Source organism: Brevundimonas sp. ZS04 (genome assembly GCF_001956865.1).
GTDB classification, from domain to species: domain Bacteria; phylum Pseudomonadota; class Alphaproteobacteria; order Caulobacterales; family Caulobacteraceae; genus Brevundimonas; species Brevundimonas diminuta.
The window spans coordinates 85,969-104,312 of record NZ_MTHE01000003.1 but is presented as its reverse complement, the minus strand read 5'-3'; the positions used below and the strand labels follow the sequence as shown (position 1 = coordinate 104,312).

The following is an 18,344-nucleotide window of genomic DNA, read 5'->3' as shown; positions in this document are numbered from 1 at the left end:
GGCTGGATCGTAAGGCGAAAAGGCTCGAGCGCGGATTAGATCGCCGTTTGCCGACGCGGATCAAGGTGATCTGTGGATCAGCAGGACGAGGGAGCGGTCAGGTGGACGGTGGTTGCGGGCTTTGTATCGCCGCAATCCTGCACCCGTTGAATCTCGCGGTCCGACTTTTGCGGCGCTTTCATATCGACGCCGAATTGCGACAACGCCGCTGCGGCGAGCAGGGCGATCAAACCAGCCAGCATCTCGATCAAAGCTTGCATATTCACAGTATGCCAGAAACATCTTCGGGCGACAATGCGGCGAACAGATGAAGCGGCGCCATTGACCCGATTGATGCGAAAATGGAACGATCCGACCTCATCGGCGTCTGAGTGAGATCAGGAGGCCCGTCCGGCCGTCACGCGAATCAGCCATTGCGGGGGGTATGCGAGCAGACCATTTCTATGAGGGCAGCCTGCTGGAGACGGCCACCGCAGTGTGGCGGTCCGCAAAGGCGCATCGGTTCGCCCCCTTGATGGAAAACAAGGCCTATTTCGACGCCCTGGCGTCGGCGCTGCACAAGGCCGAACGCTCCATCCTGATTCTCGGCTGGCAGTTCGATCCGCGCACGCGCCTGGACCCCGAGGGGCCATTGACCGATCGGCGCGCCGAGATCGGCCATCAGTTGAAGGCTCTGGTGCGCCAGAAGCCCGATTTGGACGTGCGCCTGCTGATCTGGCGTTCGCCGTTGCTGATCGCCGCATCGCAGGGCTTCTATCCGCACAAGGCCCAGAGGTGGTTTCGGCGCCGGATCGTGGAGTTTCGACTGGACGGGCCGGGCATACTGGGCGCCTGTCATCATCAGAAGGTGGTGGTGATCGACAACCAGATCGCCTTCTGCGGCGGCGGCGACATCTCGACCGACCGCTGGGACACCGAAGAGCATTTCTCGGGCGACCCGCGCCGGTGCGAGCCGACGGGCGTCATTCCGGCGCCGAGGCACGAAGTCATGTGCGTGATGGACGGCCCGGCGGCGCAGGCTCTGGGCGAACTGGCGCGTGAGCGGTGGAGGCGGGCCACCGGCGAGGTGATCGCGCCGATCACGGCTGAATGCGCGGATTCGTGGCCGGAGCGCGTGGCGCCCGCGCTGACGCAGGTGTCGGTCGGAATCTCCCGCACAGAACCTCAGGTGCGCGGCCGGCCCGAGGTTCGCGAAAACGAGGCTCTGCATCTGGAGGCCATCCGGCGGGCGCGCTCGCTTATCTATATGGAGAACCAGTACTTCACCTCGCCCCTGCTGGCGGCGGCGCTGGCCGAGCGCCTGGCCGAGCCGGACGGGCCGGAGGTGGTGTTGGTCTCGACCGGGCGCAGCCCCAGCTGGTTCGACGGCATGACCATGGATACGGCGCGGGCCGAGGTTCTGTATCGGCTGGAGCAGGCGGACCGGCATGATCGCTTCACCGCCTTCTACCCAGTGACGGACGAGGGCGAGCGGATCATCGTTCACGCCAAGATGACTATCATCGACGACAAGCTGCTGCGGATCGGGTCCAGCAATCTGAACAACCGCTCGATGGGGCTGGATACGGAGTGCGACGTTTCGGTCGAGGCTGAGACGGAAGAGCAGAGCGAGGTGATCCAGCGTTTCCGCCGTCACTCTCTCGGCCATTTCATCGGCGTGTCCGGCGACGCCTTTGCTGAGGCTGAGACGCTGCTGGGTTCAGTCGGTCAGGCGATTCAGACCTTCGGTCATGAGCGCATGAAGCCGCTGGGCGCGACCGAGCCGACGCGGGTGGAGCGGATGTTCGCCGAGTGGCAGTTCGGCGATCCGATGTCTTCCACCGACGCCTGGCGGCCGTGGAAACGGCTGAACCGCTCGCACCGCACTCGGCCTAAGTCAGAGGGCGGTCAGGCGCCGGGTTGACCCTTGGGCTGATCGATCTCGAAGTCGATGATCAGCGGCAGGTGGTCCGAAGCGGCTCGCGCCAGAGGCGATGACGGCGTGCGGGCACCGGTCACGCGGATTTCGCGGCTGACGAAGCAGTGGTCGATGCGGATGGCTGGGAAGCTGGACGGGAAGGTCTTGATCGAGGGCTTCAGCCCCAGCCGCCGCTGGGCGTCGTCCAGCCGCCGGGTCAGGGCCTGATAGGGGCGGGTGATAGAGGTGGCGTTGAAGTCGCCGGTCAGGATGGTCGGTCCGTCGCACATCGGATCACCTAGCCAGTCCCGGCCGACCAGAGCCGCGACCTGAAGCCGCTGTTCACGAGGGACCAAACCCAGGTGGGTGTTCAGGATATTGACGACCACGCCGTCGAAATCGACCGCCGACCACAGGGCGCCGCGCGGCTCCAGCCCCTTGAGGCTGGGCAGGGTGGGCAGGGCGGCGGCGCGCACCAGGCGCTCGGGGCGATGGGTCAGGATGGCGTCGCCGTAAAGTTCGGCCTCGACCTTCATGGCGGGATGGAACTGCACGCTCATGGCCAGGCGCTGGGCGATGGCGTCGGCCTGGTCGACCCAGCCGGTGCGGGCGCGGCCGACATCCAGCTCCTGCAGGCAGACGACGTCCGGCTCGTGTTCGGCGATGACGTCGGCGATGCGATGCACGTCCAGCTTGCGGTCGACGCCGACGCAGCGATGGACGTTGTAGGTCAGAAGTCTCGGCATGAATTCCTTGCCTGCGATCGCAGCGACTGTCGCGCCTCAATGCGGCGGTCGCGAGGCCCCGATAGCGATCCTGATAGCCGGACTAGATGACAACCAGCTTGTCGGGGATCTCGTTTTCATCAGCGGGCTTGGGCGGAAAGCGTTCCGCCAGAACCTGACCGCACAGGGTGATGGCTTGCTCAAAGCCTTCGACCGGCCGGTCACGCCGCAGGGCGCCGGTCAGGGCGGCCACGGCGTCGGCCCAGACTTCGGGACTGACGCAGGAGTGGATGCCCTCGTCGGCCACGACCTCGACCTGATGATCGGCCAGGGCGGCGAAGATCAGGACGCCGGTGCGCGCCTCGGTGACGTGCAGGCCGTGGGCCAGGAACTGCTGCATGGCGGCGCGGCGAACGCGCGTGCGGCGCAGGGCGGCGGGCGTCAGAAGTCGCCGCACGACGGGGATCAAGGACAGCAGGAAGACGGCCACGAAGACGCCGGCCTGCACCAGTCCATAGGCCGCCAGGGCGCGGCCGATCTCGGCCGAGGCGGCGGGGGCGTGGGCGGCCTCCCAACCGCCGCCGAAGGTCAGCCAGTCGCCGTTGAAGCCGAGCGGGATCAGGCCCAGCGGCAGCAGCAAGGCCGCCGCCGCCGCCCAACCCAGGCTGACGTCTCGATAGGACGACACCTGCCGCGCCACGACGCAGAAAATCTCGCCGGAGGTGTCCGCCTCGGCCTGGGCGATGGCTTGGGCCACCCGTGCGTGGTCGTCGTTCGTGAACTGCATCACCATCCCCCCGAGGCGCCGCCGCCGCCGAAGCCGCCGCCGCCTCCGCCGAAACCACCGCCGCCGAAGCCGCCTCCGCCGCCGCCGCCCCAGCCTCCGCCGCCGCCCCAGCCGCCGCGATCATCGTCGTCGCGGTTGCGCAGAGCCTCGTTGGCGGCCCAGATCAGGATGGGGGATAGGCCGTCGCCGCGTCCGCCGCGCCGTTTGCGCCCGCCCGCGGCCGCGCCGACCATGCTGAAGAAGATGAAGGCGAAGACCAGCAGGATGACGACGGCCGGCAGGACCGGCTTGGTCGTCGCGGTCGCCGCGCTCTTGGCCTCTTCGGCGCGCGCCTGGGCCTCGGCCGGATCGGCGGTCAGCTGGGCGATGATGGCGTCAGTCCCGGTGATGATGCCGGCGGCGTAGTCGCCCTGACGAAACGCCGGCAGGATGTCGTTGCGGATGATGAGCGAGGAATAGGCGTCGGTCAGCACGCCCTCCAGCCCATAGCCGACCTCGATCCGCACCTTGCGCTCGTTCGGCGCGACGATCAGCAGGGCGCCGCCGTCGTTTTCCTTCTGCCCGATGCCCCAGTGACGACCCAACTGATAGCCGAAGTCCTCGATCTCCTGATCCTGAAGCGAGGGCAGGGTGACGACGACCAACTGGTCGCCGGTCTGCTGCTCCAGCGTCGCCAGCTTGCCGGTCAGGGCCTGTTCCTGTTCGGGCGTCAGCAGTTGGGCGTCATCGACCACGCGGCCGGTGAGCGCCGGAAACTTGATCTCGGCGGCCAGGCCGGCGCCGGGCAGGGCGGCCAGCCATAGGACGAGGCCCAGCAAAAGCGCGGGGAGCAGGCCCCGCGCCGCGCCTTCCCTCGGGGAGAGGGCGGAAGGGTTCATTTCAGGCTTACTGCGCCGCCGGGGCCGGCGCAGCCGCAGGCGGCGTCGATCCGGGCGCGGCGCCGGGCGTGGTCGCAGGCGCGCCGCCGCCGGGCTGGGCGCCCAGGTCGAAGTTCACGCTGGGCGCGGACTGAGCCTCGGCCGTGGCGGTGAACAACTGCATGGGTTTGGAGCCGCCGTGCAGGGTCTTGGCCCAGATCACGTTCGGGAAGGTGCGCAGGGTGGTGTTGTAGTCGCGCACGGCCTCATTGTAGTCGCGGCGCGCCACGGCGATGCGGTTTTCGGTGCCTTCCAGCTGCGACTGCAGGGTCAGGAAGTTCTGGTTGGCCTGAAGCTGGGGATAGGCCTCGACCGTCACCAGCAGCCGCGACAGGGCGCTGGAAAGCTCGCCCTGCGCCTGCTGATACTGCTGGAAGGCGGCGGCGTCATCGAGGTTGGAGGCGTCGATGTTGACGCTGGTGGCCTTGGCGCGGGCCTCGATCACCTGGGTCAGGGTGGTGCGTTCCTGAATGGCCGCGCCTTGGACGGTGGCGACCAGGTTCGGCACCAGGTCGGCGCGGCGCTGATATTGGCTCTGAACGTCGGCCCAGGCGGCCTCGGCGCGTTCCTGTTTGGTCGGAATGGTGTTGTAGCCGCAGGCGCCCACGGCGGGGGCCAGGACGACGACAGCGGCGACGGCCGCGATGCGAGGCGAAAATCCAGCCATGAAGAAGCTCCTGCGGGCGGTCCTCATGACCGCTGATCGCTAAAGACTATCGGGCCCGAAAGGCTCCGCTTCAAGGCTGGATTTTTGACGCAGTTCTCAGCCGTTCAGGTCTTCCGGCTCCACGCCCGCCGCGCGGCAGGCGGCGGTGTAGGTGTTGGCCAGCAGACAGGCGATGGTCATGGGGCCGACGCCGCCGGGAACGGGGGTGATGCGGCCGGCGACCTCGACCGCCTCGCTGAAGTCCACGTCGCCGACCACACGGGTCTTGCCATCGGCCGCCTTGACCGGATCGCGCGAGGGGACGCGGTTGATGCCCACGTCGATGACGGTCGCGCCGGGCTTGATCCAGTCGCTCTTGATCATTTCCGGGCGGCCGACGGCGGCGACCAGGATGTCGGCGGTGCGGCACAGGGCGGGCAGGTCGCGGGTGCGCGAGTGAGCCACGGTGACGGTGCAGCTTTCGCCCAACAGCAGCTGCGCCATCGGCTTGCCGACGATGTTGGAGCGGCCCACGATCACGGCGTTCAGGCCGGACAGATCGCCGAGTTGATCCTTCAGCAGCATCAGGCTGCCCAACGGCGTGCAGGGGATCATGCCCGGCAGGCCGACCGCCAGGCGTCCGGCGTTGACGACGTGGAAGCCGTCAACGTCCTTGTCCGGCGAGATGGCGTCCAGCACGGCGGCCGAATCGATGTGCTTGGGCAGGGGCAGCTGCACCAGAATGCCGTGGATGCCCGCATCGGCGTTCAGCGATGCGATTAGGGCCAGCAGTTCGTGTTGAGTCGTCTCGGCGGGCAGGCGGTGGGTGTCGGACCGCATCCCGGCCTTCAGCGTCGTCTCGCCCTTGTTGCGGACATAGAGCTGGCTGGCGGGGTCTTCGCCGACGATGACGACGGCCAGGCCGGGCTTGACGCCGTGGGCGGATTCCAGCCGTGCGGCTGCCGCTGCGACGCGCTCCACCAGGGTCTGCGAGAAGGCCTTGCCGTCGATCAGCGAGGCGCGGGCGGGTTCGACAGCCATAATTGGCTCCATCTGCCGGGAACTGGAAAGCGTTGCCGCGATTTACAGGCGCTGCGGTTCGGCGTCTATGATGACGCCAGCAAAGAGGTTTTTATGCGTTATTCCCTGCTCGCGGCGGTCAGTGCTGTCGCTCTTCTGTCCACCGGCGCCGCCTGGGCCCAATCGGCGGCTGACGCCCGGCTGGGGGATGACATCCGCGGTCGGCTGGAAGACGGTGACGCCCGCACGCGCGGAAGCGACGGCTATCGCTATGACGACTACCGCGTGAACCTGCGCGCCGGTCAGCGGCTGGAGGCCCAGATGACGTCGGATGATTTCGACGCCTATCTGGAAGTCTATGCTGAAGGTTCCCTGCGGCAGTCGCTGGCCAGCGACGACGACAGCGCGGGCGACCTGAACGCGCGCCTTCGGTTCACCGCGCCCGAGGCCGGGGTCTATATCGTGCGGGCCCGCACCTTCTCCGGCATCGAGACCGGCGATTATCAGCTGTCGCTGAAGGAGCGCGCCGCGCCGCGGATGCCGCGGCCGGGCCGCATCGCCGTCGGTCGCGACGAGACGGGCAGCCTGGGGGCCAACAGCGCCGAGGATGACGACGGCAAGCGTTACGACGCCTACGCCTTCCGCGCCTCGGCGGGCGAACGGGTGAAGATCGACCTGGAGTCCGACGACTTCGACAGCTTCCTGCGCGTCGGCCGCATCGTGAACGGCGCCTTCGTCCAGATGGCCGAGAACGACGACGGCGGCTCCAGCCTCAATGCGCGCCTGGTGTTCACGGCGCCGCAGGCGGGCGAGTATCTGATCCGCGTCACCTCCTATAACGGCTCGGCCGAGGGCGATTACCGCCTGTCGATGGAGCAGGGACCGCCCGCGCCCACCGCCGCGCCGGTGACGATCGGCGAAGAGACGCGGGGCCGCTTGAATTCAGACAGCGCGACCAGCGATTCCGGCGCTCCGGCCGACCTGTACCGCTTCAGCGGTCGCGCCGGTCAGCGCGTGGCCATCACCATGAAAGCCGACGGATTCGACACTTACCTCGAACTGTTCGACGCCAACCACAACAGCCTGGCGACCGACGACGACAGCGCCGGCGACCTGAACGCCCGGCTGACCCACACCCTGGCCGAGGACGGCGATTACCTGATCGAGGCGCGCGCCTTCTCCAGCGGCGAGGGCCCCTATACGCTGAACATCGAGGAAATCGCGCCGCCGCCGCCGCCTTCGGCCATCGCATTCGGCCAGACGGTCGAGGGCGAACTGACTGACAGCGACGCCACCGACGATGACGGACGCCGGTACGACGCCTTCGTCTTCAGCGGAACCGAGGGGCAGCGCATTCAGGCCGTGATGCGGTCCGGCGATTTCGACGCCTATCTGCAGCTGGGCGAAAACGGCGAGGAGTTCAGCGAGATCGCCAGCGACGACGACGGTCTGGGCCAGGGCACTGACGCGCGTCTGATCTTCACCCTGCCGGAAACGGGTGAGTATGTGCTGCGCGCCCGTTCATGGTCGCGCGACGCCAAGGGTCTTTATGCGCTGGAGTTGCAGGATCTGGGCGGCGAACCTTCGCCGGGCAGCCTGCTGATCGGCTCCACCGTGCGCGCCCGTCTGACCGAGCGCGCCAGCATCACCGACGAAGGAATCTATTACGACGCCTACCACTTCAAGGCCAAGGCGGACGAGAAGCTGCGCTTCACCCTGATCGCCAGCAGCTTCGACGCCGTGGTCGAGGTCGGCGAGGAGAAGGACGGGGACTACTTCAAGCTGGAAGAGGACGACGACGGTCTGTCGGACACCCACGCCCGCCTGAACTGGACCGCGCCACGCGACGGTTCCTATGTGCTGCGCGCCCGCAGCTTCGGCTCCAACTCGACCGGCGACTATGTGCTGATCACGGAGCGGCAGCCCTGAGCGAACCTGACGACGCCGCCGCCTCGGCCCTGATCCTGGGCCGGAAAGACCAGCACCTGGACGTGGTGCTGGCCGGCGGCGGGCGTCACGCCCTGTCGGCGGGGTTCGACGACTGGCGGTTCGTGCACGAGGCTCTGCCGGACCTGGATCATGCGCGCATCGATCTGGGCGTCGACTTTCTGGGGCGACGGCTGAAGGCGCCGTTTCTGATCAGCGCCATGACCGGCGGCCCCGCGCGCGCCGAGGCGATCAACGCGCGCCTGGCCGAGGCGGCCCAGCACCTGGGCATCGCCCTGGCCGTCGGCTCGCAGCGGGCGGCGCTGGAAGGCGGTGCGGCGGGCGGTCTGGACTTCTCGCTGCGCCTCAAGGCGCCGGACACGCCGATCCTGGCCAATATCGGCGCGGCCCAGCTCACGCGCGGTTTCGGCCGGGACGAGGCGCGCCGGGCGCTGGACATGATCGGCGCTGACGCCTTGGTTGTTCACCTGAATCCGCTTCAGGAGGCCTGCCAGCCGGAAGGCGACCGCGACTGGTGGGGCGTCGGCGCGGCGCTTCAGGCCCTGATCCGCGATCTGGACGCGCCGGTCATCATCAAGGAGACGGGCGCGGGCATCTCCGCCGTCACTGCTCAGCGTCTGATCGCCATGGGCGCGGCGGGCGTGGATGTGGCCGGAGCCGGCGGGGCCAACTGGGGCCTGATCGAAGGCGAGCGGGCGACCGATCCGGCGGACAAGGCGCACGCCCTGGCCTTCGCCGACTGGGGCGTGCCGACTGCGCGCGCCCTGGCCGAAACGCGCAACGCCTTGCCGGACGCCCTGCTGATCGGATCAGGCGGCGTGCGCGACGGGGTGGATGCGGCCAAGGCGATTCGCCTGGGCGCTGACATCGTGGGCATGGCTTCGGGCGTGATCCAGGCGGCGACCGTTTCGACCGAGGCGGTCATCGAACAGTTTCAGCTCGCCGTTAGGCAGCTGAGAACCGTGTGTTTTTGCGTAAACGCTTCAAATTTAGCAGCGTTGAAACGAGTGCCGTTGCTTCCTGTCAAATAAGCTGGGCATTTCGCCCCTGCGTTTTTGCGTCGCACCCAAGGAGATTCCCATGCGCGCCCTGTTGATGACGTCGGTCCTCGCGTCTTCCCTGATCTTGGCCGGCGCCGCCGCGGCTCAGAGCTCCATCCGGCCTGGGCAGACCGTGACCGGCAACTTCAGCAGCAAGGACGCCCGCATGGACGACGGGTCGCACTACCGCTGCTATGTGGTGCAGACCCAGGCGGGCCAGGCCTATACGGTGACCATGCAGTCGTCGGACTTCGACACCTTCCTGATGGCGGGCGCCGGCACGGATTGCGACGAGACCTCGGTGACGAATGACGACGGCCCTGACATGGGTACGGACTCGCAACTGCGTTTTGTCTCCAACGGCGGAAACTGGATCATCCGGGCCAACACTCTGAGCGAGGGGCAGACCGGCGCATTCCGCCTCAGCGTCTCGGAAGGCCAGCGCCTGCGCCCGACCACTCAGATCGTGCCGATCTCGGTCGGTGAAAGCCGTCAGGGTCGTCTGGAGGCCAGCGATCGTCAGGCCGACGACGGCTCCTTCTACGACTGCTACGCGCTGAACGTCAGCCGTGGTGGCAATGTGTCGGTGCGCATGGATTCGGCGCAGTTCGACGCCTATCTCTCGCTCCATGAAGGTCCGCAGTGCGACGGCGACAGCCTGGCCTCTGACGATGACAGCGGCGGCGGCACCAGCGCCCTGGTCACTCAGGATCTGCGTCCCGGCTCCTATTCCTTCCGCGCCAACAGCCTCAGCTCGGCGCAGGAAGGCGACTACACCGTCTCTGTCACGACGATGCGCTGACAAGGAAAAGGCCCCGGTTTCGCCGGGGCCTTTTTCAATAGAAGACGCTGTCCGATGTAGGGCGCGTTTCCGATGGCGGGTCATTGAGCGCCGACTGACGCGCCTCGCGTTCAGCGGCGTAGTCGGGCTGAGGCGCATCGAACCCGAATCCGTAGTCGTCTCGTTCCAGCTGTTGCGCGGGCGGAGGCGGCGAGGGGCGGACGATGGTCGGCGGCGCTTCCTGTTCGGGCAGCGGCGGCAGGTCGGGCGTCAGCTCCAGCCAGGCGCTTTCGACATAGGGTTCGTCCTCGCCGGGCAGGGCGGCGAGCCGGTCGGGGTCGTGCTCGTATCCGTCCCGCAACTCCCCAACAGCCATGATGGAGCCGACCGGTAGATCGGGTTCGACGGGCGGCACGACGTCTATGGCGACGGTCGAACCGGATGCCCGCCCGCCATGCGCCGCCGAGGTCGAGTTCCAGGCGGCCCAGCCCGCCGCGCCCAGTCCGGTCAGGACCAGGGCGGCGGAGGCCAGAATCACGGCGCTTTTGTTCATGGTCGGCGGCGTCCTGCGTTCGCTCTGGATACGAAAGCGTTCAACCGCCGTCCGGTTCAAGCCGAAGGCAGAAGATCGCCGGCGAAGGCGCGGTAACGACCCGCGCGCACGCCTTCCGTCGCACGGGCGATGTCCGGCGCGAAGTAGCGGTCTTCCGTATAGGCGCCGCAGGCCTCGCGCACGATGGCGTAGGTCTGCTCCAGTTCCGGCGACGAGGTCAGCGGACGGCGGAACTCGATGCCCTGCGCGGCGGCCAGCAGTTCGATGCCGACCACGGTCGCCGTGTTGGCGGCCATGTCCAGCAGGCGACGCGCGCCGTGGGTGGCCATGGAGACGTGGTCTTCCTGGTTGGCGCTGGTCGGCACGGTGTCGATGACGCAGGGGTGGGCGACCATGCGGTTCTCGGCCACCAGAGCCGCCGCCGTCACCTGGGCGATCATGAAGCCCGAGTTCACGCCGCTGTCCTTGACCAGGAAGGCGGGCAGGTCGGTCATCTTGGGGTCGACCAGGATGGAGGTGCGACGCTCGCTGATATTGCCGATCTCGCACAGGACCATGGCGATCTGATCGGCTGCATAGGCGACGGGTTCGGCGTGGAAGTTGCCGCCCGAGATGACGTCGCCGTCCTCGATGAAGACCAGCGGATTGTCGGTTACGGCGTTGGCTTCACGCTCCAGCATGGCGGCGGCGTTGCGCAGAACGTCCAGCGTCGCGCCCATGACCTGCGGCTGGCAGCGCAGGGAGTAGGGATCCTGCACCTTGGCGCAGTCGTGACGATGGCTCTCGCGGATGGCGCTGCCGCTCAGCAGTTCGCGCAGGCGACGGGCCACGTCGATCTGGCCCGGTTGGCCGCGCAGGGCGTGGATGCGGTGGTCGAACGGCGCGTCCGAGCCCAGCAGGGCGTCGACCGACAGGCCGCCTGCGGCGATGGCGGCGGCGAAGACGTCTTCGGCCGCGAACAGGCCGGTCAGGGCCAGGGCCGTCGAGCACTGGGTGCCGTTCAGCAGGGCCAGGCCTTCCTTGGGGCCCAGGACGACCGGCTTCAGCCCGGCCTTGGCCAGGGCCGACACGGCGTCCAGCGTCTGACCCTGATAGCGGGCTTCGCTGACGCCGATCAGAACGCACGACATATGGGCCAGCGGCGCCAGGTCGCCCGAGGCGCCGACCGACCCCTTGGACGGGATCAGCGGCAGAATCTCGGCGTTGACCATGCCGATCAGCGTCTCCAGCGTGTGACGACGCACGCCCGAAGCGCCCTTCGACAGGCTGGCGATCTTCAGCACCATCAGCAGGCGTGTGGTGTCCGCGCTCAGCGGCTCGCCGACGCCGCAGGCATGGCTGAGCACCAGGTTCTTCTGAAGGGTTTCAAGATCTTCCGCCGCAATGCTGGTGTTGGCCAGCAGGCCGAAGCCGGTGTTGATGCCATAGACCGTGCGGCCTTCGTCCAGGATGGCGGCGACGGTCGCCGCGCCCTTTTCTACATTGGCCCAGGCGGCGTCGGTCAGGCTGACCGTGACCGGGCCGTTCAGGGCGGCGCGTAGCTGGGCGAGGGTGAGGGGGGATTGGCCGATGATGATCTGGGTCATGCTGTCTCTCCCTTCTCCCCATGCGGGAGAAGGTGGCGGGCCAACGGCCCGACGGATGAGGGGTTGCGCCGACCGGCGAAGTCGGCACGGGTGGAAAGAGCGATGAGGGGAGCGGTGGTGCAACCCCTCATCCGACCCGCTGCGCGGGCCACCTTCTCCCGCGAGGGGAGAAGGACGGTCATTTCAGGCTCGGCAGATTGAGCCCATGTTCGCGCGCGGCGTCCTTGGCGATGTCGTATCCGGCGTCGGCGTGGCGCATGACGCCGGTGGCCGGGTCGTTCCACAGGACGCGCTCCAGACGCTTGGCGGCTTCGTCGGTGCCGTCGGCGACGATGACGACGCCCGAGTGCTGGCTATAGCCCATGCCGACCCCGCCGCCATGGTGCAGCGACACCCAGGACGCGCCCGACGCGGTGTTCAGCAGGGCGTTCAGCAGGGGCCAGTCGGACACGGCGTCCGAGCCGTCCATCATGGCCTCGGTCTCGCGGTTCGGGCTGGCGACGGAGCCGCTGTCCAGATGATCGCGGCCGATGACGATGGGGGCGCTCAGTTCGCCCGAGGCCACCATCTCGTTGAACATCAGGCCCGCGCGGTGGCGGTCGCCTAGACCGATCCAGCAGATGCGCGCCGGCAGGCCCTGGAAGGCGATGCGCTCGCCCGCCATGTCCAGCCAGCGGTGCAGGCCGGCGTTGTCGGGGAAGAGCTTCTTCATCGCCTCATCCGTCTTGCGGATGTCCTCGGGATCGCCCGACAGGGCGGCCCAGCGGAACGGGCCGATCCCGCGGCAGAACAGCGGGCGGATATAGGCGGGCACGAAGCCGGGGAAGTCGAAGGCGTTCTCGACTCCCTCGTCAAAGGCGACCTGACGGATGTTGTTGCCGTAGTCGGTCGTGGGGACGCCCATCTTCTGGAAGTCCAGCATGGCCTTGACGTGGGTCGCCATCGACGCGCGGGCGGCGGTCTCGACGGCCGCCGGGGCGCTGACGCGCTTCTCTTCCCACTCGGCGACGGTCCAGCCCGAAGGCAGGTAGCCGTTGACCGGGTCGTGGGCGCTGGTCTGATCCGTCACCAGATCGGGGCGGACGCCGCGCTTGACCATTTCAGGCAGAAGGTCAGCCGCATTGCCCAACAGGCCGATCGACAAGGGTTTCTTGTCCTTGAACGATTGCTCCAGCAGGGCCAGCGCCTCGTCCAGGGTTTCGGCCATCACGTCGACGTAGCGGGTCCGCAGGCGGAACTCGATGCGGCTGCGCTGGCACTCGATGGTGATGCACGAGGCGCCGGCCATGGTTGCGGCCAGAGGTTGCGCGCCGCCCATGCCGCCCAGACCCGCCGTCAGGATCCACTTGCCCGACCAGTCGCCGTTATAGTGCTGGCGACCCGCCTCCATGAAGGTCTCATAGGTGCCCTGAACGATGCCCTGGGTGCCGATGTAGATCCACGAGCCGGCCGTCATCTGGCCGTACATGGCCAGGCCCTTCTTATCGAGCTCGTTGAAGTGGTCCCAGGTCGCCCATTTGGGCACCAGGTTGGAGTTGGCGATCAGCACGCGCGGGGCGTCGACATGGGTGCGGAACACGCCGACCGGCTTGCCCGACTGAACCATCAGGGTCTCGTCGGCTTCCAGCTTCTGCAGCTGGTCGACGATGGTGTCGAAGGCCTGCCAGTTGCGCGCCGCCTTGCCGATGCCGCCGTAGACGACCAGGTCTTCGGGACGCTCGGCCACCTCGGGGTCGAGGTTGTTCATCAGCATGCGCATGGCGGCTTCGGCCGCCCAGGTCTTTGCGGTCTTTTCCGGCCCACGCGGGCTACGAATGATACGGGTATTGGGCGTGGCCATCGAATCCTCCATGCGGCGTCAGCCGCCGTCGTGTGTTGGTCGTACTGTTATGTCTAGACAATATCGCGTGCAAGAGGCATTTTCGTTTCATGGATCAGGAGCCGCTTCATCGTCGCATCGCGGGCGACATCGAACGCCGCATCGCCTCGGGCGAGTGGCGGCCGGGGTTCCGCATCCCGACCGAGGCGGAACTGACGGCGGAATACGGCTGCGCGCGCATGACGGTGTCGCGCGCCATGTCCGACCTGGCGGCGCGCGGGCTGGTGGTGCGACGCCGCCGCGCGGGGACAGTGGTGGCCCACCCGCCGCTGCATTCCTCGGCCCTGGTGTCCATCCCTGACATTCAAGGCGAGATCGAGAGCCGGGGCCTGGCCTATTCTCATCGCTTGCTGGGCCGAATCGTCCGCCCGGCGAGCGGGGAGGAGGACGGGCTGGGCGAGCGGGTGATCGAGCTGCAGACCCTGCATCTGGCCGATGGCCTGCCGTTCGTCTTTGAGCGCCGCCTGGTCTCTCTGTCCGCCGCGCCCGAGGCGGAAGCCGCCGACTTCACGACCCAGCCGCCGGGCGGCTGGCTGCTGGCCCACATGCCCTGGACCGAGGCCGAGCATCGCATCTCGGCCGTCGGCGCCGATCGCGAGACGGCGGCGGGCCTGGGTCTGGCCGACGGCGCGCCCTGTCTGCGTCTGGAGCGCCGCACCTGGCGCGACGGCCAGGGCGTGACCTGGGCCTCACAGATTTTCCCCGGCGCGGCCTATGATCTGGTCGCGCGCTTCTCTCCGACCAAAGGATGACACCCATGAGCCAACCGTCTGAAGCCCTGGGGTGGCGTTCTGTCGGCGATCTGGTGGGGCGTCATCCCGACGCCCGCGTCGCCTTGATCGGCGCGCCGTTGAACGAGCGGTCGTTGACGCCGGGCCGCTGTGACCTGGGGCCGAAGGTGCTGCGTGGGGTTCTGCCGCGTCTGTCGACCTATGACGTCGAGACGGGTCTGGAGTTAGATATCAAGGTCCATGATGTTGGCGATGTGGCGCTGAAGGCCGTCTCGCCGTTCGACTCCTTCGAGCCCGTGCGCGACGCCGTGGCGGCGCAGGCCCATCGCGACCTGACCATTCTGGTCGGCGGCAACAACGCCATCACCCGGCCGGGCGTTCACGCTCTGGGGCTGGACCGCGTCGGCGTCCTGACGCTGGACGCCCATTTCGACCTGCGCGACACGGACCAGGGCCTGACCAACGGCAATCCGATCCAGGCGCTGCTGGATGACGGCATGGACGGGCGTCGGATCAGCCAGGTCGGCCTCGCACCCTTCGCCAACACCCGTCGCGCTCATGAAAAGGCCGAAGCCGCAGGGATCAGCGTTCGCACCGCCCGCGAGTGCCGCCAGCGCGGTCTGGTCAATGTCGTGGTCGAGGAGCTGGAGCGCCTGTCGTCCCTGTGCGAGGTCATCTATGTCGACTTCGACATCGACGTGATCGACCGCAGCCAGTGGCCCGCCAGCCCCGGCGCGCGGCCGGGCGGGGTGTCGGTGCACGACTTCTTCGATGCCGCCCGCGCCATCGGCGCCCATGCCAAGGTGCGCGCTGTCGACCTGACCGAATACGACCCGTCGCTGGAAATCGGCGACCTCGGCTCCCTGACGGCGGGCCGCTGGTTCTGTGAAATTCTGGCTGGAGTCGCCGCGCGATGATCGACGCCGATCTGCTGATCACCGACTGCCACGTCGCCGCCATGACCGAAGGCGGCGAGCCCTATGGCGCGATTGAGGACGCCGCCATCCTGATCAAGGACGGGCGCATCGCCTGGGTCGGGCCGCGCGCCGACCTGCCTGTGCACAAGGCTGTGGAAACCGACCGTCTGGGCGGGCGCTGGGTCACGCCGGGGCTGGTCGACTGCCACACCCATCTGGTCTTCGGCGGCGACCGCTCCGGCGAGTTTGAGCGGCGACTGGAAGGCGCGACCTATGAAGAGATCGCCCGCGCCGGAGGCGGCATCGTCTCGTCCGTGCGCGCTACGCGCGAAGAGAGCGAGGATCAACTCTACGCCTCGGCCCTGGCGCGTCTGGAGGGGCTGAAGGCGACCGGCGTCACCACCGTCGAGATCAAGTCCGGCTATGGTCTGGATCACGACAGCGAACTGAAGATGCTGCGCGTCGCCCGTCGCATTGGGCGCTACGCTGGGGTGCGGGTCCGCACCTCCTATCTGGGTCTGCACGCCGTCCCGCCGGAGCATAAGGCCGACCGCGCCGTCTATGTGGACAAGGCTGTGGATGAAATCCTGCCTGCCGCCCACGCCGAGGGTCTAGTCGACGCCGTCGACGCCTATTGCGAGCCCATCGCTTTCTCGGTGGATGAGGTCAGCCGCCTGTTCGACAAGGCCGAGGAACTGGGCCTGCCGGTCAAGCTGCACGCCGACCAACTGTCGGATGGCGGCGGCGCGGCGCTGGCCGCCCGCTATCAGGCCCTGTCGGCCGACCATATCGAGCACACGACCGAGGCGGGCGTGAAGGCGATGGCCGAGGCGGGCGTGGTGGCGGTGCTGCTGCCGGGCGCCTTCTTGATGCTGCGCGAGACGCAGGCGCCGCCGATCGCCCTGTTGCGCCAGCACGGCGCGCGCATGGCGGTGGCGACGGACTGCAACCCCGGCACCTCGCCGGTCGCCTCCATGACGGCGGCGATCAACCTGGCCTGCGTCCAGTTCCGCCTGACGCCGGAAGAGGCTCTGGCGGGCGCCACGCGGAACGCGGCCCGCGCGCTGGGGCTGCAGGACGAGATCGGCACGCTTGAGGCGGGCAAGACCGCCGATCTGGCCGTCTGGGACATCAGCCGCCCGGCGGAGCTGGCCTATTGGCTGGGCAAGCCGCTGCTGCATCGTCGCTATCTGGCGGGACGCGCGGCCTAGGACTAGCGTCGCTCTCTCAAGCGGGAGGGAGCGCGCATGGCGCAGACGGAAACGGACGTCGTCATCCTGGGCGGCGGGCACAACGGATTGGTCTGCGCCTTCTATCTGGCGCGGGCCGGTCTGAAGGTCACGGTGCTGGAGCGGCGCGGCGTCGTCGGCGGGGCGGCGGTGACCGAGGAATTCCATCCTGGTTTTCGCAACTCGACCGCCAGCTATACCGTCAGCCTGCTGAACCCGCGCGTCATCGCCGATATGGAGCTGGCGCGCCACGGCCTGTGCGTGGTCGAGCGCCGCGCGGCCAACTTCCTGCCCTTTGACGACGGCCGCTATCTGCTGACCGGCGAGGGCCAGACCCAGGCCGAGGTCGCCAAGTTCTCAGTGCGCGACGCCGAGCGCCTGCCCGATTATGAGGCGCGGCTGGAGACGGTCGCCGCCATCCTGCGTGACCTGATCCTGACCACGCCGCCCAATGTCGTCGAGGGTGGTTGGCTGGCCGCCCTGCCGGAGATGCTGAAGGCGGCGTCTCTGGGGCGGCGGGTCTCGGGCCTGGGTCTGGCGGCGCAGCGCGATCTGCTGGACCTGTTCGCCAAGTCGGCGGGCGACTGGCTGGACGGGTGGTTCGAGAGCGATCCGATCAAGGCCCTGTTCGGTTTCGACAGCGTCGTCGGCAACTACGCCAGCCCCTATACGCCCGGTTCGGCCTATGTCCTGCTGCACCACGTCTTTGGCGAGGTGAACGGTAAAAAGGGCGCCTGGGGCCATGCCATCGGCGGCATGGGCGCCATCACGCAGGCCATGGCCGCCGCCTGCGCCGAGCAGGGCGTCGACATCCGGTTGGACGCGCCGGTCGCCGAGGTGCTGACGGAAAAGGGCAGGGCGGTCGGCGCTGTGACCGAGGCAGGCGACGCAGTCCGCGCCCGGGCCGTGGTCTCCAACCTGCACCCGCGTCTGCTGTTCGACCGGCTGGTCGATCCGGCCGTGGTTCCGGGGGACTTCACCGAGCGGATGAGCCGCTACGCCTCCGGCTCTGGCACCTTCCGCATGAATGTGGCCCTGTCCGAACTGCCGCGCTTCACCGCTTTGCCGGGGGTGGGCGATCACCTGACGGCGGGCATCATCATCGCGCCGACGCTGGCCTATATGGACCGCGCCCACGCCGAGGCGCGGCTGAACGGCTGGTCGTCCAAGCCGATCGTTGAGATGCTGATCCCCTCGACCCTGGACGACAGTCTGGCGCCGGGGGGACAACACGTCGCCAGCCTGTTCTGCCAGCACGTTTCACCGGATCTGGCGGACGCGCATCGCGATACGGTGGCTGACCTGATGATCGAGACGGTCGAGGCTCACGCGCCGGGGTTCAAGGCTTCCGTGGTCGGGCGGCTGGCGCTGGGACCGCGCGATCTGGAGCGGCGCTTCGGCCTGATCGGGGGCGATATCTTCCACGGGCGACTGACGCTGGATCAGTTGTTCAGCGCGCGGCCGGTGCTGGGCCACGCCGATCATCGGATGCCCGTGCCTGGGCTCTATCTGTGCGGATCGGGCGCTCATCCGGGCGGCGGGGTTACGGGAGCGCCAGGACACAATGCGGCGCACGCGGTGCTGAAGGATTTCGGCAGGCGCTGAGGCCTGTCGCGTCCAGGTTGTCTGCGATAATGTAAAGTTGTGTTTTTGCTAAAATTCAACCTAATATTGTTCTCTTAGGGGTGG

The 18,344-nt window shown here is 68.0% G+C and carries 17 protein-coding genes; 8 read left to right on the top strand and 9 right to left on the bottom strand.

Going from position 1 to position 18,344, the window contains the following annotated elements:
• Window positions 1-77: 77 nt before the first annotated feature.
• The gene (locus BJP32_RS05280) at window positions 78-251 is read right to left on the bottom strand and encodes a hypothetical protein (RefSeq protein WP_232624039.1); all 174 of its coding nucleotides are present in this window, start codon (window positions 249-251) and stop codon (window positions 78-80) included.
• A gap of 173 nt (window positions 252-424) precedes the next feature.
• On the opposite strand from BJP32_RS05280, the gene BJP32_RS05275 reads away from it, so the two are divergent.
• Window positions 425-1,903, top strand: a complete 1,479-nt coding sequence (locus BJP32_RS05275; protein ID WP_046653507.1) for a phospholipase D-like domain-containing protein — start codon at window positions 425-427, stop codon at window positions 1,901-1,903.
• On the opposite strand, the gene BJP32_RS05270 is transcribed toward BJP32_RS05275, so the two are convergent.
• From BJP32_RS05270 to folD, 5 genes are all read right to left on the bottom strand, one after another.
• Window positions 1,888-2,643 (bottom strand): endonuclease/exonuclease/phosphatase family protein, encoded by a 756-nt coding sequence (locus tag BJP32_RS05270; protein WP_076223189.1) that lies wholly within the window; start codon window positions 2,641-2,643, stop codon window positions 1,888-1,890. The two genes, BJP32_RS05275 and BJP32_RS05270, sit on opposite strands and share 16 nt — an antisense overlap.
• An 82-nt stretch (window positions 2,644-2,725) precedes the next feature.
• A complete protein-coding gene (locus BJP32_RS05265) occupies window positions 2,726-3,409 on the bottom strand; it encodes a TPM domain-containing protein (protein WP_369822382.1) in 684 nt (227 codons plus the stop codon).
• The gene (locus BJP32_RS05260) at window positions 3,409-4,287 is read right to left on the bottom strand and encodes a YgcG family protein (protein WP_083673888.1); all 879 of its coding nucleotides are present in this window, start codon (window positions 4,285-4,287) and stop codon (window positions 3,409-3,411) included. Before BJP32_RS05260 ends, BJP32_RS05265 begins: the two co-directional genes overlap by 1 nt.
• Window positions 4,288-4,294: 7 nt before the next feature.
• A complete protein-coding gene (locus BJP32_RS05255; protein ID WP_076223188.1) occupies window positions 4,295-4,993 on the bottom strand; it encodes a LemA family protein in 699 nt (232 codons plus the stop codon).
• Window positions 4,994-5,089: 96 nt separating this feature from the next.
• Window positions 5,090-6,013 (bottom strand): bifunctional methylenetetrahydrofolate dehydrogenase/methenyltetrahydrofolate cyclohydrolase FolD, encoded by a 924-nt coding sequence (folD, locus tag BJP32_RS05250; RefSeq protein ID WP_040345229.1) that lies wholly within the window; start codon window positions 6,011-6,013, stop codon window positions 5,090-5,092.
• Between the two features lie 93 nt (window positions 6,014-6,106).
• On the opposite strand from folD, the gene BJP32_RS05245 reads away from it, so the two are divergent.
• Genes BJP32_RS05245 through BJP32_RS05235 form a run of 3 tightly spaced genes read left to right on the top strand, consistent with a single transcriptional unit; the run spans window position 6,107 to window position 9,781 of the window.
• Complete coding sequence (locus BJP32_RS05245; protein WP_076223186.1) at window positions 6,107-7,921, top strand: PPC domain-containing protein; 1,815 nt, start codon at window positions 6,107-6,109, stop codon at window positions 7,919-7,921.
• Window positions 7,918-8,970: a type 2 isopentenyl-diphosphate Delta-isomerase gene (gene fni / locus BJP32_RS05240; RefSeq protein ID WP_307723787.1), complete on the top strand. Its 1,053-nt coding sequence runs from the start codon at window positions 7,918-7,920 to the stop codon at window positions 8,968-8,970. Before BJP32_RS05245 ends, fni begins: the two co-directional genes overlap by 4 nt.
• A gap of 49 nt (window positions 8,971-9,019) precedes the next feature.
• The gene (locus BJP32_RS05235) at window positions 9,020-9,781 is read left to right on the top strand and encodes a hypothetical protein (RefSeq protein ID WP_046653500.1); all 762 of its coding nucleotides are present in this window, start codon (window positions 9,020-9,022) and stop codon (window positions 9,779-9,781) included.
• A gap of 34 nt (window positions 9,782-9,815) precedes the next feature.
• Here BJP32_RS05235 and BJP32_RS05230 read toward each other — a convergent pair whose 3' ends face one another.
• The 3 genes from BJP32_RS05230 to hutU form a co-directional block, all read right to left on the bottom strand.
• Window positions 9,816-10,313, bottom strand: a complete 498-nt coding sequence (locus BJP32_RS05230; RefSeq protein WP_233126729.1) for a hypothetical protein — start codon at window positions 10,311-10,313, stop codon at window positions 9,816-9,818.
• 56 nt (window positions 10,314-10,369) lie between these two features.
• On the bottom strand, window positions 10,370-11,899 hold the full coding sequence (gene hutH, locus BJP32_RS05225; RefSeq protein WP_076223183.1) for a histidine ammonia-lyase: 1,530 nt from the start codon (window positions 11,897-11,899) through the stop codon (window positions 10,370-10,372).
• 178 nt (window positions 11,900-12,077) lie between these two features.
• Window positions 12,078-13,739: a urocanate hydratase gene (gene hutU, locus BJP32_RS05220; RefSeq protein WP_040345233.1), complete on the bottom strand. Its 1,662-nt coding sequence runs from the start codon at window positions 13,737-13,739 to the stop codon at window positions 12,078-12,080.
• Between the two features lie 89 nt (window positions 13,740-13,828).
• Between hutU and BJP32_RS05215 the strand changes: the two genes are divergently transcribed.
• Genes BJP32_RS05215 through BJP32_RS05200 form a run of 4 tightly spaced genes read left to right on the top strand, consistent with a single transcriptional unit; the run spans window position 13,829 to window position 18,260 of the window.
• On the top strand, window positions 13,829-14,530 hold the full coding sequence (locus BJP32_RS05215) for a UTRA domain-containing protein (protein WP_040345236.1): 702 nt from the start codon (window positions 13,829-13,831) through the stop codon (window positions 14,528-14,530).
• Between the two features lie 5 nt (window positions 14,531-14,535).
• The gene (locus BJP32_RS05210) at window positions 14,536-15,426 is read left to right on the top strand and encodes an agmatinase family protein (protein WP_233126727.1); all 891 of its coding nucleotides are present in this window, start codon (window positions 14,536-14,538) and stop codon (window positions 15,424-15,426) included.
• Window positions 15,426-16,637, top strand: coding sequence for an imidazolonepropionase (gene hutI, locus BJP32_RS05205; protein ID WP_369822389.1), 1,212 nt, complete (start codon window positions 15,426-15,428; stop codon window positions 16,635-16,637). The genes BJP32_RS05210 and hutI overlap by 1 nt, the downstream gene beginning before the upstream one ends.
• Before the next feature lie 36 nt (window positions 16,638-16,673).
• Complete coding sequence (locus tag BJP32_RS05200; protein WP_046653491.1) at window positions 16,674-18,260, top strand: NAD(P)/FAD-dependent oxidoreductase; 1,587 nt, start codon at window positions 16,674-16,676, stop codon at window positions 18,258-18,260.
• Window positions 18,261-18,344: the final 84 nt, after the last annotated feature.

Excerpts from the sequence above, each read along its gene's own strand:
- BJP32_RS05275 (WP_046653507.1), top strand. The coding sequence starts at position 425 with ATGCGAGCAGACCATTTCTATGAGGGCAGCCTGCTGGAGACGGCCACC.
- hutU (WP_040345233.1), bottom strand. The coding sequence starts at position 13,739 with ATGGCCACGCCCAATACCCGTATCATTCGTAGCCCGCGTGGGCCGGAA.
- BJP32_RS05200 (WP_046653491.1), top strand. The coding sequence starts at position 16,674 with ATGGCGCAGACGGAAACGGACGTCGTCATCCTGGGCGGCGGGCACAAC.
- BJP32_RS05245 (WP_076223186.1), top strand. The coding sequence starts at position 6,107 with ATGCGTTATTCCCTGCTCGCGGCGGTCAGTGCTGTCGCTCTTCTGTCC.
- BJP32_RS05210 (WP_233126727.1), top strand. The coding sequence starts at position 14,536 with ATGAGCCAACCGTCTGAAGCCCTGGGGTGGCGTTCTGTCGGCGATCTG.
- BJP32_RS05265 (WP_369822382.1), bottom strand. The coding sequence starts at position 3,409 with ATGCAGTTCACGAACGACGACCACGCACGGGTGGCCCAAGCCATCGCC.
- BJP32_RS05270 (WP_076223189.1), bottom strand. The coding sequence starts at position 2,643 with ATGCCGAGACTTCTGACCTACAACGTCCATCGCTGCGTCGGCGTCGAC.
- BJP32_RS05260 (WP_083673888.1), bottom strand. The coding sequence starts at position 4,287 with ATGAACCCTTCCGCCCTCTCCCCGAGGGAAGGCGCGGCGCGGGGCCTG.
- folD (WP_040345229.1), bottom strand. The coding sequence starts at position 6,013 with ATGGCTGTCGAACCCGCCCGCGCCTCGCTGATCGACGGCAAGGCCTTC.
- BJP32_RS05230 (WP_233126729.1), bottom strand. The coding sequence starts at position 10,313 with ATGAACAAAAGCGCCGTGATTCTGGCCTCCGCCGCCCTGGTCCTGACC.
- BJP32_RS05255 (WP_076223188.1), bottom strand. The coding sequence starts at position 4,993 with ATGGCTGGATTTTCGCCTCGCATCGCGGCCGTCGCCGCTGTCGTCGTC.
- hutH (WP_076223183.1), bottom strand. The coding sequence starts at position 11,899 with ATGACCCAGATCATCATCGGCCAATCCCCCCTCACCCTCGCCCAGCTA.
- BJP32_RS05215 (WP_040345236.1), top strand. The coding sequence starts at position 13,829 with ATGGATCAGGAGCCGCTTCATCGTCGCATCGCGGGCGACATCGAACGC.
- BJP32_RS05235 (WP_046653500.1), top strand. The coding sequence starts at position 9,020 with ATGCGCGCCCTGTTGATGACGTCGGTCCTCGCGTCTTCCCTGATCTTG.